At 65.7% G+C, this 18121-nt stretch carries 17 protein-coding genes; 9 read left to right on the forward strand and 8 right to left on the reverse strand.

What is annotated here, in order from left to right; genetic code table 11:
* Positions 1-28: 28 nt before the first annotated feature.
* The 5 genes from J2Z30_RS16610 (at position 29) to J2Z30_RS16630 (ending at position 3425) form a co-directional block, all read left to right on the forward strand.
* Complete coding sequence (locus J2Z30_RS16610) at positions 29-1204, forward strand: DUF3500 domain-containing protein (protein ID WP_044581539.1); 1176 nt, start codon at positions 29-31, stop codon at positions 1202-1204.
* Positions 1201-1935 carry an RraA family protein gene (locus J2Z30_RS16615; RefSeq protein ID WP_044571250.1) on the forward strand — a complete coding sequence of 245 codons (735 nt, stop codon included), beginning with the start codon at positions 1201-1203 and terminating at the stop codon, positions 1933-1935. Before J2Z30_RS16610 ends, J2Z30_RS16615 begins: the two co-directional genes overlap by 4 nt.
* Positions 1936-2000: 65 nt before the next feature.
* Complete coding sequence (locus tag J2Z30_RS16620) at positions 2001-2519, forward strand: VOC family protein (protein WP_044571248.1); 519 nt, start codon at positions 2001-2003, stop codon at positions 2517-2519.
* Positions 2512-3009, forward strand: coding sequence for an SRPBCC domain-containing protein (locus tag J2Z30_RS16625; RefSeq protein WP_044571246.1), 498 nt, complete (start codon positions 2512-2514; stop codon positions 3007-3009). Before J2Z30_RS16620 ends, J2Z30_RS16625 begins: the two co-directional genes overlap by 8 nt.
* Positions 3010-3242: 233 nt before the next feature.
* The gene (locus tag J2Z30_RS16630; protein ID WP_209468705.1) at positions 3243-3425 is read left to right on the forward strand and encodes a hypothetical protein; all 183 of its coding nucleotides are present in this window, start codon (positions 3243-3245) and stop codon (positions 3423-3425) included.
* Positions 3426-3893: 468 nt separating this feature from the next.
* Here the strand turns inward: J2Z30_RS16630 and J2Z30_RS16635 are convergent, their stop codons facing one another.
* The 4 genes from J2Z30_RS16635 to J2Z30_RS16650 all read right to left on the reverse strand — a co-directional run bounded on the left by J2Z30_RS16635 (position 3894) and on the right by J2Z30_RS16650 (position 9269).
* A complete protein-coding gene (locus J2Z30_RS16635; RefSeq protein ID WP_044571245.1) occupies positions 3894-5300 on the reverse strand; it encodes an amidase in 1407 nt (468 codons plus the stop codon).
* A gap of 92 nt (positions 5301-5392) precedes the next feature.
* Complete coding sequence (locus J2Z30_RS16640) at positions 5393-5980, reverse strand: TetR/AcrR family transcriptional regulator (RefSeq protein ID WP_044571244.1); 588 nt, start codon at positions 5978-5980, stop codon at positions 5393-5395.
* 120 nt (positions 5981-6100) lie between these two features.
* Positions 6101-8206 carry an ATP-binding SpoIIE family protein phosphatase gene (locus J2Z30_RS16645; RefSeq protein ID WP_209468706.1) on the reverse strand — a complete coding sequence of 702 codons (2106 nt, stop codon included), beginning with the start codon at positions 8204-8206 and terminating at the stop codon, positions 6101-6103.
* A gap of 463 nt (positions 8207-8669) precedes the next feature.
* Positions 8670-9269 (reverse strand): LysE family translocator, encoded by a 600-nt coding sequence (locus J2Z30_RS16650; RefSeq protein ID WP_209468707.1) that lies wholly within the window; start codon positions 9267-9269, stop codon positions 8670-8672.
* 79 nt (positions 9270-9348) lie between these two features.
* Here J2Z30_RS16650 and J2Z30_RS16655 point away from each other — a divergent pair, with 79 nt between their 5' ends.
* A complete protein-coding gene (locus tag J2Z30_RS16655) occupies positions 9349-10215 on the forward strand; it encodes a LysR family transcriptional regulator (protein ID WP_209468708.1) in 867 nt (288 codons plus the stop codon).
* A gap of 372 nt (positions 10216-10587) precedes the next feature.
* Here the strand turns inward: J2Z30_RS16655 and J2Z30_RS16660 are convergent, their stop codons facing one another.
* Positions 10588-11793 (reverse strand): MFS transporter, encoded by a 1206-nt coding sequence (locus tag J2Z30_RS16660; RefSeq protein WP_078956707.1) that lies wholly within the window; start codon positions 11791-11793, stop codon positions 10588-10590.
* A 525-nt stretch (positions 11794-12318) separates the two neighbouring features.
* Positions 12319-13260 (reverse strand): LysR family transcriptional regulator, encoded by a 942-nt coding sequence (locus J2Z30_RS16665; RefSeq protein ID WP_044571238.1) that lies wholly within the window; start codon positions 13258-13260, stop codon positions 12319-12321.
* 134 nt (positions 13261-13394) lie between these two features.
* Between J2Z30_RS16665 and J2Z30_RS16670 the strand changes: the two genes are divergently transcribed.
* The 3 genes from J2Z30_RS16670 (at position 13395) to J2Z30_RS16680 (ending at position 16018) form a co-directional block, all read left to right on the forward strand.
* Positions 13395-14327, forward strand: coding sequence for an NAD-dependent epimerase/dehydratase family protein (locus J2Z30_RS16670; RefSeq protein ID WP_044571235.1), 933 nt, complete (start codon positions 13395-13397; stop codon positions 14325-14327).
* Between the two features lie 56 nt (positions 14328-14383).
* Positions 14384-14926: an NADPH-dependent F420 reductase gene (locus tag J2Z30_RS16675; RefSeq protein ID WP_044571232.1), complete on the forward strand. Its 543-nt coding sequence runs from the start codon at positions 14384-14386 to the stop codon at positions 14924-14926.
* A 588-nt stretch (positions 14927-15514) separates the two neighbouring features.
* Positions 15515-16018, forward strand: a complete 504-nt coding sequence (locus J2Z30_RS16680; RefSeq protein ID WP_044571226.1) for an SRPBCC domain-containing protein — start codon at positions 15515-15517, stop codon at positions 16016-16018.
* 490 nt (positions 16019-16508) lie between these two features.
* On the opposite strand, the gene J2Z30_RS16685 is transcribed toward J2Z30_RS16680, so the two are convergent.
* Positions 16509-17132, reverse strand: a complete 624-nt coding sequence (locus J2Z30_RS16685) for a DJ-1/PfpI family protein (RefSeq protein ID WP_044571224.1) — start codon at positions 17130-17132, stop codon at positions 16509-16511.
* Positions 17133-17167: 35 nt separating this feature from the next.
* Entirely contained in the window at positions 17168-18115 is a 948-nt protein-coding gene (locus J2Z30_RS16690) for a GlxA family transcriptional regulator (protein WP_107073524.1), read from the reverse strand.
* Between the last annotated feature and the right edge of the window lie 6 nt (positions 18116-18121).

An 18121-nucleotide genomic window follows, 5' to 3' on the forward strand; every position in this document is an offset into this window, starting at 1 on the left:
GGGCGCGGACCTTGGAGAGTTGAGGCGAATGCCGACTGAGCTGGGCGCGGCTGCGAAGACGGTGGCCCAGGCCATGTCGCGGGCCGCCATGGCCTGGCTGGCCGACCTCGACGACGAGCAGCGCACCCTGGCCTGGTGGGGGCCGCCCGGCAGTGAGCACGAGGCGGAGCGACGGCGGTGGTTCTACACGCCGACGGATCATGGCGGACTGGCGTTCAACGCCCAGTTCGCGTGGCAGCAGCGGCGTGCGATGCAGCTTGTGGCGTCTGGACTGTCTCCCGAGGGCTACGACCTCGTCTCGACGATCATTGGTACCGAGAACATCCTCGACCGGGTGGAGGGGTTCGGCTCGGAGTTCGATACCCGCCGGGGGCGTGATCCTTCCCGGTACTACCTCCGGGTGTTCGGTGATCCGGAGGGTCAGGGGCTTTGGGGTTGGCGGTTCGGCGGACATCACATTTCGCTGAATTTCCTGGTTGCCGCGGGGGAGGTGCGGTCCGCCACGCCGCGCTTCTTCGGCTTGGACCCCGCGGTCACGACGCTCCCCGGCGGCGTGCGACTCGATCCGCTGGGGGCGTTCCAGTCGACGGCCAGAGATCTTGTCACGTCGCTGTCGCCCGATGCCCGAGCTGAGGCGGTTCTGCTCGACCGGGCGCCCGCCGACATCGTCATGGGGAATCGGTCGTCCTTCGAGGAGGGCGCGACCATGATGAACCTGTCCGAGATCTTTCGGCGGCGCCCTGGTGACGATGAGTTGATGGAGCGTATGCGCAGGGGCGGGAACGCTCTCGACCGACAGACGGGATACGGGCCGCGGGACCACGCTCTGCTGTCGGTGACATCTGTGCCGAAGGGAATACCCGGGACCGATCTCGACAGGGGTCAGAGGGATCTGCTCGACCTTCTGATGCGGACGTATCACGACGGGCTGCCCGACGGTTTGGCGCCGAGGTGGGCCATCGACGAGCTGCACTTCGCCTGGGCCGGATCAATCGAGGCCGGCGTTGCGAACTACTACCGCGTGCAGGGCGACGGGTTCCTCATCGAATGGGACAACACCGCTCGGGGCGGCAACCACGCTCACGGGGTCGTACGCCACCTGTCCAACGACTTTGGCGGGGATGTCCTGGCCGGACATCGTCAGGCGTGGCACGGCGCCGAGACTGCCGTGAATCACCACTATGAGGAGGACGTACAGTCATGACGGAAACCGCAGGACAGCACTTCGACTGGGTCGATGTGCACTCGAATCCCGCAGCGCTGCCCGATGGCATCGTCGAGCGGTTCCTTGCGCTGGAGGACATGTCGGCCACGGTGGCCGATGCCCTGGACGCCCTCGGTGTCCACGGATGTGTCGGTGCCTCGACTCTCATCCCCACGCTCCCTGACGAGCGTGTTGTCGGTCGTGCGGTGACGCTCCGAAACGTGCCGTCCAGGATGGACACACACCGGGCGGTCACCGACGGCAACTGGCTGATGGCCGAGATTCACCTCGTCGAACTGGCCGAACCCGGCGATGTGCTGGTCATCTCGGGGCTTCCCGGGGTGTCGAACATGGGCGGCATCGTCGCGGCGACGGCACGACGGGGCCGGCTTGCCGGTGCCGTGGTCGACGGGGCTGTCCGGGACGTGGCGCAGTCGCGACGGCGCGGGTTCCCCATCTGGAGCCGCGACATCAGCCCCGAGACCGGGAAGTGGCGTGGTAGCTCGGTCGAGATCAACGCGACGATCGCGGTGGCCGGCGTCACCGTCGAACCCGGCGATCTGGTGATCGCCGACGAAACCGGTGTCTGCTTCGTGCCGGTCGCACTGGCGAGCGAGGTGGTCGCACGCTGCGAGGCGATCGACAAGAAGGAGGAACAGATGTTCGCGGACATCGCTGCCGGCCTTCCCATGTCCGACGTCATCAACCAGCTCTACGGCGGCCGCGCGTAGGCGTCCTTCGGCGGGTGGCCGACGGCGTCGGACCCGGCCCCGTCGGTCCACGGAAAGGATCCATCGTGATCATCGGAATTCATCACGCGGCAATCTCCACTCCCGACCTGGAGCGGCTCAAGGACTTCTACTGTGACCTCTTCGGGCTTGAGGAGGTGCTGCGATTCGGCTGGGACCAGGGCGACGAGCTGTGCGACAGAATTGTCGGACTCGAGGGATCCGCGGCGAAGTTCGTCTACCTGCGCGGCGGAAACGCCCACCTTGAACTATTCGAGTACACCCACCCCACCCCGAAGCCGCGCGACCCGCAGTGGCGGATCAACGATCACGGATACACCCACGTGTGTTTCGAAGTGACCGACATACACGCCGAGTTCGGGCGGCTGACGGCGGCCGGCATGAGGTTCCAGAACGACGCGCCGATTGACGCGATGGGCATGCTCCACGTCGCGTACGGCTACGACCCGGACGGCAATGTCGTCGAGCTGATCCAGTTCCCCGAACAGGACGTGAAGGGCGAGTCGGCATCGCTGACCAGTACTCCCCTGCATATTCAGGCAAATCTTAGGAGTCGACGTGTTTGAAGCCATAAACTGGCCCGCGGACATGGTTCCCAGCCGCTCGCCTATCCACTTCACCAACGAACTCGAGGTCGCGGCCTCTCCCGAGAAGATCTGGTCCCTGCTGGTGGACCACCGGGCGTGGCCCAGCTTCTACCCGGGCGTGGAACACGTCGAACTACTGGACGGCCATAATTCGCTGCGCCTCGGCACGCGGTTCGAGACCAACCTGGCCGGTCAGGATGTCTTCGCGTCCGTGCAGGAGTTCGAACCCGTGAAGCGCATCGCATGGGGCGGTTATCCCAAGGCCGCGGAAGGCTCCAAGGCGTACCACGCCTGGATCATCACGCCCACTCCCAGGGGATGCCACCTGTGGACCGAGGAGACGATGCAGGGCCCGTTCTGGATCGAACTGGCGAAGCCCGCGCCCGACGTGTTCTGGCGCACCCACGAGAAGCTTCTCGCGGACCTTGCCGAGGTCGCGACCGGGCGCGCCGGCGCACCTCAGGGATGAACCCTAATCGGCTTCTGCTCATTGCTCGGTGCGGTAGCTGAGCCGCCGCCTCGCCACCGACTCGTTCCGCACGGATCGGTTCACAGGCATCGTTTCGGCTTACCCCGGTGTCCTACATGGTCAGGTCGGGGAGGCGTTTGCAGCGGCAGAGGGCGGCGGCGAGGCCGAGGAAGACACTTTGGCGGCCGCCGGGCATGATTGTCGAGATCAGCTGTCCTGCCAGGAGCTTCCGCGTGCTTGTCCACTCGTCCGGCATCGATGTGTCCACCTCGGCCCTGCGCTTCCTCTCCGCCCGCCTCGGGCCCACCGCCGGGAACGCGGGACTCGCAACCGAGCGCCATGAACCGCAGCATCCAGAACGGCACAAGGCCGCCGTCCACCGGCCGATGACGATCCGCACACGTTCGTGCCGTTGAGGAGGGGCATCGCAGACGACCCGCGCGGCTTCGTTGCGCCGGCCCCCGACAACGCCGTCACCCTCGTCACCAGCGGAGACCAGACGGCGAACTCCCAGATCGTGTTCGACGACGACGGACGGCTGCCCTTGCCCAGCGCGTTGTGCGAGGTGAGGACAATCGGAACCTTCATGACACGCTCAGTGCGAGTTGACCAGTCAACTCGCGATCGTGAGGGTCCCCATGACCAGGTCGGGCATGGGGCGCAGGCGCATTCACCCGGATAGATCGGAAACCTCGGCGCCGAGTTTCACGGCCAGGCACTTACCCTGCCCCTCGACGCTCTGCGTTCTCCCGCCCGCTGCTGCCTGCCACGCGCCCGCCGCCCCTGCGGAGCGAAGCCGCCCGTGGTGCCGATACGGGCGCTTCGAGGGGCACGATGGTTGTCGCGCTTCTCGAAGCGCCCGGAGTGTGGCCTTTCGAGACTTGTCAGATGGTGGGGTGCTGGTCACGGACCGGGCTGAGCGACTCCAGCAGCGACGCGATGTGCAGGATCGTCGACTCGGAGTGCCAGTTGACTGCCAGCTGCACACCGATCGGCATGCCGTCGCTGCTCGTGCCGAACCGCATGGACAGGGCCGGGAGTCCGGTCAGGTTGAACGGAATGGTCGCCGTCTGAATGTGGGCGGCGTCCACCGTCTGACCGTTGATGGTGAACCGGGTGAGTCCGTGTTCGTGGGCGGGGATGGGCAGGGCCGGGAGCAGGAGGGCGTCGTACCGCTGGAAGTACTCGGTGAACGCGTCCCGGAGACGTTCGATGCCCTGTTCGGCCAGGACGTAGTCGCGGATGGACGTGTCGGGGCCGGCGAGCATGGACTTGGAGACCTTGGCCATCTGGTCCTCGTGACCGGCGGTGACGTCCCGGAAGGCCGGCTTCACCTCCATGACGTGCTGCCGGTAGAAGAGGTCGAGAGGGTTGTCTCGCTCGAGCGCCGGGATGCTCACAGCCTCGACCTGAACCCCAGCGCCCCGCAGCGCTTCGGCGGCCGAATGCACGGTGGCGGCGACCTCCGAGTCGATCGGGCCGAGTCCGGAGTCGACCAGCCAGCCGACGCGGACGGGCCGGTCCGGCGACGCGCCCAGGCCGGCGTCGAATTCGCGCGGAACGGTGGCGAAGCCGTCGGCGCCGTCCGGGCCGGACAGCACCGAGTACGCCAGTGCGAGGTCGCGGATGGTGCGGGCCATCGGGCCGACGTGCCAGTCACGGCGTGGCGCCCGCGGCCAGACCCCGGTCATCGGGATACGCCCATGTGTTGCCTTGAGGGCGACGATGCCGGTGTGAGCGGCCGGCCCGCGCACCGAGATGGCCAGGTCGCTGCCGAGCCCGAGCGGTGACATACCGGCCGCGATCGCTGCCGATTCCCCGCCACTGGAACCGCCGGGCGTGCGGTCGAGGTTCCAGGGGTTGTTCGTCCTGCCTGTCAGGAGGTTGTCGGACTCAGTCGAGTACGAGAACTCCGGGAGGTTGGTCTTCGCGAGGAGAATCGCACCAGCCCGCTTCATACGTGCCACGCTGGTGGCATCCGTGTCCGGGATGCGGCCCTCGAAGATTGGGGAACCGCGCTGGGTCAGCACCCCGGCGGTGTCGAAGGAGTCCTTGACCGTGAACGGCACGCCGTGCAACGGCCCGACCTCCACGCCGGCCGCGAGCGCCTCATCCGCGGCCTTCGCGGCCTCCAGAGCACCGTCGACGAGCGTGACGATGGCGTTGACCTTCGGATCGGTGGCCTTGATGCGATCGAGGCGCGCCTGCACCACCTCGACGGATGACACCTTTCTGTTGCGGATCAGTTCGGCGAGTTCACTCGCGTCGGAGTAGACGAGGTCGGTAGTCATGAGATCTCCTTGCTTAGACCGGTCTACTCTCTTAGACCAGTCTACTATTAGAATGCCGCCCGAGCCGGTTTGCCGCAGGCGGCGGGGGCCTGTCAGATGTGGAGGACCTGGCGCGTGACCGTCGTGGCGCGGTCGAGATGATCCGGGCTGCGATGGATCTTCGCCATTATGCTCGCTCCGAGCCACAGGCTGTAGAGAGCCTCGGCCGTCGCGCGGGGGCTGTCATCGACGGACACGGACCCATCCGCGACGCCGTCGGCGATCATCTGCTCCAGTCGGTCGACGATCGCCGCGGTCCCGACTTTCGTCGCCACTCTCATCACCTCGGAGAGGTCGGCAACCTCCGCGCCGAGCTTGACGACCAGACACCCGCCCTGGCAGTCGTCCACAGCTTGCGTATCGTAGAACTTCTGCCAGTACCGCATCAGGTGCTCCGCGGAGCTCTTGCCCTTGTCGGCAACGATCCCGTCCATGGTCGCGAAGTAATCGTCGAAGTAGCTCTTCAACATCGCCTCACCGAAGGCGTCCTTGGAGCCGAAGTAGTGGTAAAACGACCCCTTCGGGACGCCGGCCGCGGCAAGGATCTCATTGATGCCGACCGCGGCGTAGCCCTTCGCGGCTACGATCCGCCGCGCGGCGTCCAGGAGGCTCTGGCGCGTTTCCACCTTGGTGACTGACATGCCTTAACCGTAGCATCAGATTAGACCAGTCGTCTCGGCCGGTGGAGTGCGCCGCTGATCAACGGAGGCGCCGAAGGCGTCAGCACACGAACGAAGTCGGGCCCGCCCCAGTCTGGAGGGCTACTTGTTGGGGATGCCGATCTCGAACCAAGTGGTCTTGCCGCGCCCTGAGGGCGAGCTTCCCCACGTCTGGGTGAGTGCGTCAACGATCAGCAGTCCGCGCCCGGACTCAGCCTCTTGGTTGCGTGCGTCGTCGTGGAGGAGGGCGGTGGGCACCGGAGGATATGGATCGCTGTCGCGGACCTCCACCCGTATGCGGTCCGGATATGCCCGCAAGCGCAGGTCTACGTCACTTTGAGCGTGGATCAGCGCGTTGGTGACGACCTCGGAGACCGTCAGTGCCAGCTCGTCGAGGAGGGGCAACACATTCCACTGGCGCAGCAGCTCCCGCAGGAAGTCTCGGACAGACGAAACCCCTTGCAGATCGTGGCGCTGTACGGACGCTCGTGCGATGCGGGAGTGTTTGTGGGACTGCCCTCCTTCGTAGCGCACCAGGACGAGTGCGGCGTCGTCGTGTGCCTGGCCTCCGCCGTGGTTGCTGATCATCCGATCGGCCAGCGCTTCCAGATCCTCGCCGTAGTTTTCAGCCAGCAGACGGGCGAGCCGCTGAATCGCGCCGTCGGTGCCCAGACGTCGAGAATCCAGCAGGCCGTCCGTGAAGAGTGCGGCAACCGCTCCGGGCGGAACCTGGGCTTCGCTCTGTCGGTAGGTGGCACGTTTATCGATGCCCAATGGTGGGCCGGGCGTCAAACACGGTCGGATGGGCCGTCCGCCGGCGTCGGTGATCAGCGGCTCGGGATGTCCGGCGGTGGCCGCGGTCACCGTACCCGTCGCCAGGTCCAGCCACATGCAGCAACACGTGGCGTACAGGTCGGTGTCCAACTCGGTGAGCAAGCGGTTGCTTCGTTCGAGCACAGTAGCGGGCCCGTGCCCCTCGGTGGTGTAGGCGCGGACGCTGCTGCGCAACTGGCCCATCAAGGCGGCGGCCTCCATGCTGTGTCCTTGCACGTCGCCGATGACGAGCCCTAGGCCGCCGTCCGGCAACGTCACCACGTCGTACCAGTCACCTCCGACTTCTGCCTGCTCGCCGGCGGGAAAGTAACGGGCGGTGGTGACTGCCCCGGGCAGGTGCGGAAGGCTTCTTGGCAGCAGACCGCGCTGCAAGATGCGCTTGAGGGCATGGTCAATCTCGTAGGACCGAGCCCGCTCGAGGGAGTGGCCCACCTGCTCTAGCATGATCATCAGGAGGGCGATCTGTTCAGCGGACAATGGGGCGCCGGGACTGTCGAATTCCAGCGAGCAGCAGCCCACTGCGCGGCCGCTGGAAATCAGGGGGAGATAGGCACGTGCACAGCGCTCCGGATCGATGCCGAAGTGGGGATACTTCTGCCGGAATTCTTCGATCGACGTGAAGATATTGACTTCGACGTTATTGATGGTGTCCGTCTCAGGAGTGTGCTGGCCCAGTGATGTCCCTTCGACGTACTGGACTTCCTCCCTGGACAGCCCGGCGGCGCCGAGTACGTGCAGGCGTTCTTCTTCCACCAAGCACAGTGTCATTGTTTGTCCGCCGAAGGGCCGGACTATGTGGGCATAGGCTATGGCCAGGATGTCGGGTACGCGGGCCGCGGCGGTGAGCTCTGTGGATAGCCGTTGGAGTTGGTACAGGTAGCTGCTACCCGTTACCGATGTCGCAGCCGCCTCCGGTCGACCGTGTTGGCGCCCCTCCCCCTCACGGGCCGACGATCCTGGACGGCCGGAGATAAACAGCGGAACCGAGGCCCCCTCGATGGGCAAGCCCTGGTCGGCCAGGTTCTCCAATTCGACAGCCAGCTCGTCAGCGATGCTCAGCACGTACGCCGCCTCTTCCTCGGCGATCGGCCGAGGTGGTACGCAGCGCAGTCCAATAATCCCGAAGCGATGCCGAGAGGTGCGTAGCGGCGCGCACACCACTGTCATGGGAAACGCGACGCTGACCACGGCCGCCGGCGAATGGCGGGTGACGCGACGCGCCTCTCTCTCGTCGAACACCACCACTTGCCCCGTCCGATACGCGATGGACGTCGGCCAAGCAAGATTTTCCGGATCGATCGCCGGCGTGATGGAGAAGCTCAACGGTGAGTCCACCGTCATGGCGGCTTCCAGCATCCTGCGTTCTGCGGACATCAGGTACACAGTGCCAGTGCTAGCTCCCAGTCGATCGTACATACGCCGCAGTGCAGAGGTCATGGCCCCATCCCGCCGTTTGATCAGTCCGGCGTGTCCATAAACCGCTGATGCGAAAGACTTGGAGCGCGCAAATTCCACGTAACCAAGAATAGCATAATCTGTTAACTATTAGTAATTGCACCGTATTCTGCATGGTCGGTTTGAGGAGGCGTTTGTAGCGGCGGAGGGCGGCGGAGAAGCCGGGGCGGAACCGCGGGCGCCGCGGTTCCCGGAGCCTCGTTGGTTTCCCATCCTGCCGCACTCGGACCTACCTCCCACTTCAAGCCCGCTGCCCGGAGCTCCACCGGACGCCGACCACGTGCGGGCGTTCGCCGAGTTGATGAACAACCGCCAGGGCCGCTCCGGCACCGAAAGTGATCCAGAACCATGATCCAGCCGGAACCGACAGGTTCGCGACTGGCTACTCGAGCCACATCGGCACAATCGACATGACCAGAGTCAGTGCAAGGATGAGATTAAATACCTGCCATTGCCGCTCGCTGCGAAGTCGTCGAGCAAGGAGAAGCCCGGCGACGCACCAGATCGACAGCGAAACCGAGCTTGCGACCGCGAACGCGACACCGAGCAGTGTCGCCAGCCGCGTGGGACCGTCCGCGAGAGTCGCGAAGGACGCTGCCGCGCCCAAGGTCATTGTCCAGCCCTTGGGATTCTGCCAGAGCAGCCACACCCCGGTCACGAAGCCAGCCGGTGAGGTCGGCGCCGAGGAACTTTGCGGTGCGCCATTTCGCGCGATCTTGAAGGCGAGCCACAGAAGGTATGCGGTGCCCAACAGCTTCAGGATCAGTTGGAGTGACGGCACGGCGAGAATCGCCGTGCTGAGGCCAACGGCGGCGAGTGCGGCCATCGACGCAAGACCGGCAGCGATGCCTGCCATCAAAGGCACCGACCGGCGGTAGCCGAAGCGCGCCCCCGAGTCGGTGGCCAACGTCGTCGCGCCCCCCGGCGTTATCGTGGCGACCACCGCGAACACAGCGAGCGAAAAAATCCCTTCCTGCATCATGTGTACTGTCTAACCCCACCCAGGGACATCAGCATAACGAATGTTGGCAATGACTGACATTATGAAGCATAATATCCCTGTGAAAAGTCTGGACGTGACGCTCCTTCGCACCTTCGTGGTAGCTGCGGAGCAGTCGAGCATGACCGCTGCGGGCAAGATCCTCAACCTGACGCAGGGCGCCGTCAGTCAGCAAATCGCCAGATTGGAATCGACCTTCGGGTGCAAGCTGTTCGTGCGGGACAGTCGCGGTCTCCGGCTGACGGCGATGGGTGAACGGCTGATCGGGCGAGCACGCGCGCTCTTGGATCTCAACGATGACATTTGGACTGAGATGAACGGGCGGATCGTCGGGGGAAGGGTTCGACTCGGCGTCCCGGTAGACCTCATGGGCACGATGCTGCCGCCGGCACTGCGGACTTTCTCAGAGCGTTATCCACAGGTGGACCTGTCGTTGACCAGCGGGTCTTCGCCCGCGCTGGTTGCCGCGCTCAAGCGCGGTGAACTCGACATCGCACTCACGGAAGAGCCTGTCGACCAGCCTGAAGGGGAATGCCTTGCCATCGACCGGCTGGTATGGGTAGGCGCCCAGGCTGGCCGCGCTCATACGGCGATACCACTTCCCATCTCCGTGGCGTCCGAGACCTGCACCTTCCGTCCAACGGTTCTAGACGCGCTGCGACGAGACGGGAGGAGGTGGAGAACCGTGTTCGAGAACGGGTCATTGGAAGCGACGGTCGCCACTGTGCGTGCGGATCTCGCCATCACCGCGAGTCTCATGTCCACCGTTGCCGGTGATTTGACGATTCTCGACGGAAATGCCGGCCTACCGAAGTTGCCGGCGTTCGCCATCACCCTGCATCTCCGCCCGGGGGATGCACGGCCTGCGGTCAGCGAGTTCGCAGCCCAGCTCCGGAGCACGTTTATGGATTCAAGAGTCCGCACATGAGTAAGGAGAACAGCAACGCGTCGCAGCAGAAGGGCTCGCGGGAGTACGACAGCGTCATGTGGAACGAATAGCCCTTCGGAACGCCGACCCACTCTCCGGCCCTCTCGCGATCGCGGACGGCTCGCTGAAGCCGGCGCCGGCGATCGCGACTCATTCGCCATCGCGAGCTGACCCCACCCCGACACCCCATCCCCGGACGTTTACGCGAGGAGGCGATCATCCGTGACGACAGGCCGGATCGATCTCTCTCGACACCGGGCACACACTTCGGTGATGCCGACGCCTCGCGGCGGCTCACCAAACGAGGCAGGTCGCGGAATGCGCCCATCTCCTCGGTGTTCACATCGGCCCTTTCGATGGTCCTACGGCGTCTCAGGCGCCTTTACGGGCGGCACGGACAGCCACCGCGAGGAGAGTAAGAGCGAGGCCGGTGGCCACGGTGCCCATCCAGACGGGTGAGGTGTAGCCGAGCCCGGCCGTGATCACGAGCCCCCCGATCCATGAGCCGAGGGCGTTGCCGAGGTTCACCGCCGCAATTGGCGCCCCGGACGCGATCGCTCCGGCAGCGCGTGCGTGCCGCATCACGCGATGCTGGTAGCCGGGCGCGGCGGCGAAACCGAACATTCCCATGAGGCCAAGTGCGATCGCCGCGATGACGGGATTGCCGGCCAGCAGTCCGAAGAGGATCTGTACAGCCAGTAGGCCGACCAGTGCCAGCGTCACGGTGGCGTCCAGCGCGCGGTCGATCAAGCGGCCGCCGAGGACGTTGCCCACGACCAGGCCGACGCCGAAGAGCACGAGCAGCCAGGGCACGGCGCTGGGGGAGTAGCCCGAGACTTTGGTCAGCGTCAGGGAGACATAGGTGAAGGCACCGAACATGCCGCCGAACCCGAACGTCGCGATCCCCATCGACAAGAGAGCCTGGCGGTTGAGGAGGTGGCGCAGATCGGCGAGCGAACTCGTTGGTGCGGAAGCCACGTGGGGGACGACGGCGAGAATGGACCCAGTCGCGACGGTCGCGATGGCCACGATGACACCGAACACGACCCGCCACCCGAACTGCTGGCCCAGGATGGTGCCCAGCGGTACACCGAGCACGTTCGCGGACGTCAGTCCGCCCAGCATGGTGGCGATGGCCCGGCCTTGATTATGCGCGTCGACCAGGCTGACGGCGACGACTATGCCTGTGCCGAGAAACGCCCCGTTGGTCGTCCCGGCGAGAATCCGTCCCACGAGGACGACTCCGAAGTTCGGGCCCAGCGCGCAGAGAAGGTTCCCGATCACGAAGACGACCCCGAGCCAGACCAGGGCCGACTTGGGCGGAATGCGGCTGAGGACTGTGGTCAGGGCGAGTGCGCCCACGATGATGCCGACCGCGTACGACGTCACGAGGGTGCCCGCGCTGCCGTCGCTGACCGACAGATCACCTGCGACATCCGGCAGGAGACCGGCGATCACGAATTCTGCAAGGCCAAGAGCAAAGCTGGCCAGAGCGAGCGCGTACAGCCCGATGGGTGTTCTGCGGGTTCTGGTGATTGTTTCATCGGTTGTCTCGGAAGCGGTTTGCACATTGATCATGACGAACTCAACCCGCGGAGGAGCCATCGAATTCCCGAAGCAACTCTCGGGTATCCATAAATTCTTTCGATGCCACTGCCATCGGATGTCGATGGCCGCGGGTCACCGTGCGCAGGCCAGGCCTGACTACGTAGGTCGAGCCAGCAGGCGAGGTAGAGCCAGCCCTCGGCGGTGGGCAGGGCAGTGACATCCCCGACCAGCTTGGTGCCGGGACGCTCGGCGTGGACGTCGCGGCCGATCAGGTCCCGGGGCCGGCCTCGCCCTCTTGTCCGGCCGGGTCAGCGGCCACCGTCCGCGGCGCCGCGGGGTGACGCCCTGGATGCCGTGCTCGCGCACCACCCGGGCCACATGTTTGCGGCTCACACGCTCGATGAACGCGTACGTCTCGTTCACCGATCGCTCTCCCCCGCGAAGAAGACCGCGGCTTCTCGCAGCGCCTCGCGACAGCGTCCCGTTTGAACTCCGCGGTGCGCGATCGCCGTGGGAATCATGATCGAGTCTGCTGCGTCGGCTGCGCGGCGATTCTCAGGAGGACGGTCGTGGTGTCTCGGCCGGAGGACCGTCCTGTGCGAGCTGAGTCCGCACACCGCGAGGCACACGCATGCCGTGACTGCGCAGGTCGCCGATGAACCGTGCGACGAGCGGATCCGGTTCCGCGGACGTCACCGCCACCAGTTGCCTGACCCACCGCGGAGAGAACGATCGCACTGCTCCCGGAAAGCCATGACTAACCGCACTCACGGGGCACACGGCGATTCCCAAACCGGCGGCCGCGAGCTGTGGTGCCGTCGCGGTCACCGATGTCCTCATCACCGTCTCCGGGTGGACTCCGGCGTGAGCCAAGGACTGGTCGAGCCAGGAGCTGAGGCCGTTGTCCGGTGTGAAGTGAACGAGCGGCGCACCTTCAAGGTCCTCAAGGCGTACAGCCGACCGCTCGGCCAGCAGGTGGCCGACGGGTGCCGCCAACACGATCTCCTCCTCGGCGATGGCGGTGATCGTGAAGCGGCCGGTCGAGGGAGCGGTCAGCACTGCCATGTCGACTTCGTCGGAGTCGACGAGGCCGAGCGCCTCGTCCATCACCGTGGACTCGCGCAGCGTGATCGCGACCCCTGGGTAGCGGCGATGCCACTGGCGAATGACCGCAGCGAGCAGCGGCACCGTGAGGCTCTGCGCACAGGCCAACCGCAAGACCCCGCCGGCCGCTTGCCCCGCTGCACGTGCCGACCTCACCGCAGAGGCGGCCGCTTCGATCGCTCGTCTGGCATCCGCGACGGCGGCACGCCCTGCAGGAGTGAGTTTGACCCCCCGGGGCTCGCGGCGAAGCAGGACCGTTCGGGTCTCGCGTTCCAACGAAGCGAGCTGATGAGAGACAGCGGGTTGCGACGAATGCAGCAGCAGTGCGGCCTGCGTGATCGATCCGGAGTCCGCGACCGCGACAAGACACTCCAGTGCGCGAAGAGAAGCCATCCAAAAATTCTATCGCAGACCTTCAAAGCATGAATGCGGTCAAGGGAAGCCCTGCGCATCCCTGATTGCTCTCATCCACGACACCTTCTCGCTCAAGGCAGGCGAGGGGTTCACACAGAGCGAAGGAGAGGTTCATGGCACAGGTGTTCGTCACCGGCGGTTCGGGGTTCATCGGCCAGGTGCTGGTACGTCGGCTCCTCGGCGAGGGGCACTCGGTGGGTGTTCTGGTTCGAAGTGAGACATCGGCCGCAAAGGTCTCGGCGCTGGGCGCGGAGCCCGTGCGGGGCGAGTTGATCGACCCGCCCACCTGGCAGAACGATTTGACGGGCAGCGATGTGGTGTTCCACCTCGCTGCCGAGACGGATGTCACCGCTACTCGTGAGCGTCATGAGCTTGTGACGGTTCGCGGCACCCAGGCAGCCGTCAATGCGGCCCGCTACGCGCGGGTTCCACGGTTCGTCCACTGCGGGAGCGAAGCCGCGCTCCTCGCCGGTGCCCCGCTCGTGGACGTCGACGAGACCGCGCCTCTGCGGCCCGACTCGGAAGCCGTTTACAGTGAGGTGAAGGCCGTGGCCGAGAAGATCGTGCTCGACGCGAATGCCCCGGACTTCGCCACGGTATCGATTCGCCCGAGGTTCGTCTGGGGTCCCGACAGCTTCCTCATCGAAGGCTTGGCAGCGGCGGCGAAGGCGGGGCAGTTCGCTTGGATCGGCGGAGGCCGGCACACAACTGACGTCACGTTCGTCGAGAACGCTGTCGAGGGACTCATGCTCGGATGGCAGCGCGGCCGACCGGGTCAGGCCTACTTCGTCACTGACCGGCACCGCGTCACCCTGCGCGAGTTCCTGGAGACCCAGTTCGAGATCTATGGCGTCGATATCCCGATCCCCGACATGGACGCCGAGACCGCCGCCCGCGAGGTCCCCGTTCCCGTTCGATGGTTCCTCGGGCAGCAGTGCACCCTGCGGACGGACAAGGCCGTAGCCGAGCTCGGATACGAGCCCGTTGTTTCGCATGCTGCCGGTCTGGACGCCGTAAGAAACTCGGTGGCCGTCAGCCGCACATGAAGCGTCATTCACGCTCAACTGGCCTACGTCAACGTTCAACTGAGGGAAGTCACAGAATGAAGATTGTCGCGATCGGAAGAGGAATGATCGGCGGAGGACTAGCCAGCCTGTGGCGGGCCGCAGGCCACGAGGTCGAAGAGCTCGGCCGTGAGGGTGGGGATGCCTCGGACGCGGACGCCGTCCTGGTTGCAGTACCCGGCGCAAAGATCTCGGACGCCCTGAGCAAGGTGACAGGGCTCGAGGGGAAGATCGCGATCGACGCGACCAACATCATGCCCGCTCGTCATGGCAACTTTCCGTCATACGCCGAGGAGGTGAAGTTTTTCACCCACGCCCCGGTGGCCAAGAGCTTCAACATGAACTTCGGAGCCCTGTACGGCGAAGTGCGCAAGCAGCGAGTGCGGCCGAGCAACTGGTACGTCGCTGACGAGGGAGCCGTCGACGTCACCGAGCATCTCATCCGCGACGCCGGCTACGACCCAGTGCGCGTCGGAGACCTCTCACGAGCCCGCGACTTCGAAAACGCGGTCTGGCTGCTCATGGGCATCCAGCCGGTCGGCGGCGTGTTTTACCGTTTTGCCGTTCCCGGCGAACTCTGAACGAACCGTTCCGGTTGGAAATGCGGCGCGCCCTGAAGCCGGGAAGCAGTATTATTGCTTCTTTTGCTCGCCTGCCTTACCCGTTCGTCGAGTGGGTCACTAGCCTTATCGTCACCCACGAGGGTCAGTGGCGGGACCCGTGCTTACGCACGTACACCAAAGCAACCGGGGCACGCTGGTGCGGCGGGATCTTGCACCCCATTGCCCAGGTTGCCGCCGGGTTCGGTATCTCGGTCGCCACCGGGCGCCACCGGTCGCCACCGGTCGCCACCGGGCGGCACCGGGCGGCACCCTGGCCGAGTGCGACCGGGTCGGCGACGGCCAGCCCGACAACTCGGCCAAGCACCGCCGCCACGGTGCTGTGGCTGTCCCCGGCTCTGCAGGGGCGCTGCCGGGACATGATCAGGGCAACTCGACCTCACCCGTCTTCACGCACCAACTCGGGATCACATGGCATCAATTTCCCGAGGGGGATTCATAGAAGATGCGAAGGTCAAAGCTCGGGCGCCAAGGGAATCGACCCTCGGCCACAGCAGTTGAACGTATTGAACAGTTCTTTCCAAAACATTCATGAAGGAGAAGTGACCGATGTACGACAAGGTGAAATGGCCTGAGCGGTATGACCCTAAATTGTCGGCTATCTACGCGCTCAACGACATCGATGTGAAGGCGCCGCCTGAGGTGGTATGGAAGCTGCTCGTCGACGCCGAGAACTGGTCGAGCTACTTTCCTGCCGAAGATCAGGTCAAAATTCTGAGTGGTGAGTCAGAACTGGCGCTCGGAACCAAGTACAGCCGAGTGACGGTTGGATTTCCCATGACTCTCAACGTGACGGAGTGCGAGCCCTTCACCAGGCTCGCGTGGGAGACGACAGTCGACGGCGACGAAACCGGTTCGAGCGCGTACCACGGCTGGGTCATCACGCCCACGGACAATGGTTGTCACGTGCTGACCGAGGAAACGCAGCAGGGCTCCTTCTTCATCGAGGAGCTCGGGCGCAAGAATCCCGGTGCGCTCTACCACTATCACCAGGACTGGGTCGAACGCCTCGCCCGTGCCGCAGAGGCGGAAGTGGCGAAGCCTGCGGCCTGACCCGCACAAATGTATGGGCGTGGGCAAGGCCCCTTAACCTCGCGCTTTTCATGAAGCGGGCTGTCCGACAGGCGGGCATACAAGCAGAAAGTGCCTCTGACCAGTTAGAACAAGGATTGTCTAGGTCTACGACAAACGCACCAGCAGTGCCCGCTGCCGGGTAGTGCTCACCAGCGACACGATCGACGCAACGGCCCGCATCGCCACAGAAGCGATGCGGGCCGGTCGCACGGACGGGATTTCGTTTCCCATCTGCGTTGTGCCCCCGGCAGGATTCGAACCTGCGACACCCGCTTTAGGAGTTCGTCACGCCTGGTGTGGTGATCAGTCTGACGACACCTAGCCCCAGCCCGCCCGGTGCGCGGACGAATCTCGCGATACGGCTATGTGCACCCCTGTTGCCGTCAACGACTGCCGTCAGGCCACCGTCTCAGCGGGCAACAGCCCAGCCCAGCTCAAACGGCTTGATCACGGCCTTCTGCGACACGCTTTAAGCACCTTCCTGGAGCATCCGGGCAGTCAGCTCGGCGGGGGCCTTGTGCGGTGAGCCGGAGTCGTAGGGCGGCTGGGGATCGTACTGGAGCATCAGCTGCACGGTTTGCGCGGTGGCGTCCCCGGCGATCTGCCCGGCCAGGGCCAGGCCCATGTCGATCCCGGCCGAGACGCCCGCTGCGGTGACGTACTTGCCGTCGAACACATAGCGCTCGTCCACGGCCTCCACCCCCAGGGCCCGGAGGCCGTCCATGGTGGTCCAGTGGGTGGTCGCACGGCGGCCGGTGAGCAGTCCGGCCGAGCCGAGGATCAGCGAACCAGTGCACACCGACGTGGTCCAGGTCGTGGTGGCGTCCACGGCCCGCAGCCAGGCGAGCACCTCCGGGTTCTTCTGCTGCTCGTCCGGGAAGGGGCCGCCGGGCACCAGCACGACGTCCGGCCGTGCGACTTCTTCCAGCGTGGCCTCGGCCACCAGGTGGAGGCTGCCGCTGTCGTTGCGCACCGGGCCACGGCGTTCGGCCACAAACACCGGCTGAGCCCCTGGCAGTCCGGCCAGGGTGTCGTACGGACCGACGGCGTCGAGGGCGGTGAAGTGTTCGTAGAGCAGGATCGCGATCTGCACGATGGTGCCTCTCGGTAAGGGGCTATGACGTGTACTCAGGGATGGAACCGACGCCGGTACTCGGCGGGTGCCGTGCCCAGGTCGCGGACGAAGGCGCGGCGCATGGCCTCCGGTGTGCCGTAGCCGCAGGCGCGCGAGACCTCCTCAATCCCGTATCCGGTGTCCTCCAGCAGCCGCCGCGCCACTTCGAGCCGCACCTGGTCCACGTACCGGCCAGGTGAGGTGCCGATCTCCTCCCGGAACGCGCGGGCGAAGTGGCGGGGCGAGAGGTTCGCCCGCTCAGCCAGGGCGCTGACGGACAGATCCGCATCGGGGTGTTCGGCGATGTACTGCTGGATGTCGCGCAGCGGACGGCGCTGTGCGCTCTGCGCCGCGAGCTGGACGCTGAACTGCCGCTGATTGCCGGGGCGGCGGAGGAAGACGACCAGGAAGCGGGCGACGGTGAGCGCCACATCACGGCCGAGGTCCTCCTCCACGAGGGCGAGCGCGAGGTCGATGCCACTGGTGACCCCGGCGGAGGTGGACACCGGGCCGTCGCGGATGTAAATAGGGCCCGGATCCACCTCCACGGCCGGGAACCGCTCGGCCAGCCCCTCCCACAGCGCCCAGTGGGTCGTCACCCGGCGTCCGTCCAGCAGCCCGGCCGCGGCCAGCGCATAGGCCCCGGTGCACACCGACACCAGACGCCGCGCCGCCTGGGCGTTCTCCCGCAGCCACGCCACCACCCCCGGATCTATCGCCCGGGTGCCCTCACCGCCCGGCACGATCAGGGTGTGCGGAGCGGACGCGTCAGACAGCGCGAGGTCCGGCGTGACCGACAACCCGCTGGAGGTGCGCACCGGTGAGCCGTCCAGGCTGCCGGTCCTGATGTCGTACGCGCCGGGGACCGCACCGGCCGCACCGGCGAAGACCTCCAGCGGCCCGGTGAAGTCCAGGCTCAGTACGCCGTCGAAAAGGACGATGAGCACGGTGCGCCGTTCCATGGTGTC

The sequence above is a fragment of the Streptomyces iranensis genome (assembly GCF_017874715.1).
GTDB lineage: Bacteria > Actinomycetota > Actinomycetes > Streptomycetales > Streptomycetaceae > Streptomyces > Streptomyces iranensis.

What these genes read in the sequence shown, in the direction of transcription:
- J2Z30_RS16640 (WP_044571244.1), bottom strand. Translation starts at nt 5,980, where the DNA reads ATGTCAGTCACCAAGGTGGAAACGCGCCAGAGCCTCCTGGACGCCGCG.
- J2Z30_RS16610 (WP_044581539.1), top strand. Translation starts at nt 29, where the DNA reads ATGCCGACTGAGCTGGGCGCGGCTGCGAAGACGGTGGCCCAGGCCATG.
- J2Z30_RS16635 (WP_044571245.1), bottom strand. Translation starts at nt 5,300, where the DNA reads ATGACTACCGACCTCGTCTACTCCGACGCGAGTGAACTCGCCGAACTG.
- J2Z30_RS16670 (WP_044571235.1), top strand. Translation starts at nt 13,395, where the DNA reads ATGGCACAGGTGTTCGTCACCGGCGGTTCGGGGTTCATCGGCCAGGTG.
- J2Z30_RS16675 (WP_044571232.1), top strand. Translation starts at nt 14,384, where the DNA reads ATGAAGATTGTCGCGATCGGAAGAGGAATGATCGGCGGAGGACTAGCC.
- J2Z30_RS16615 (WP_044571250.1), top strand. Translation starts at nt 1,201, where the DNA reads ATGACGGAAACCGCAGGACAGCACTTCGACTGGGTCGATGTGCACTCG.
- J2Z30_RS16680 (WP_044571226.1), top strand. Translation starts at nt 15,515, where the DNA reads ATGTACGACAAGGTGAAATGGCCTGAGCGGTATGACCCTAAATTGTCG.
- J2Z30_RS16650 (WP_209468707.1), bottom strand. Translation starts at nt 9,269, where the DNA reads ATGATGCAGGAAGGGATTTTTTCGCTCGCTGTGTTCGCGGTGGTCGCC.
- J2Z30_RS16660 (WP_078956707.1), bottom strand. Translation starts at nt 11,793, where the DNA reads ATGATCAATGTGCAAACCGCTTCCGAGACAACCGATGAAACAATCACC.
- J2Z30_RS16665 (WP_044571238.1), bottom strand. Translation starts at nt 13,260, where the DNA reads ATGGCTTCTCTTCGCGCACTGGAGTGTCTTGTCGCGGTCGCGGACTCC.
- J2Z30_RS16690 (WP_107073524.1), bottom strand. Translation starts at nt 18,115, where the DNA reads ATGGAACGGCGCACCGTGCTCATCGTCCTTTTCGACGGCGTACTGAGC.
- J2Z30_RS16645 (WP_209468706.1), bottom strand. Translation starts at nt 8,206, where the DNA reads ATGTCCGCAGAACGCAGGATGCTGGAAGCCGCCATGACGGTGGACTCA.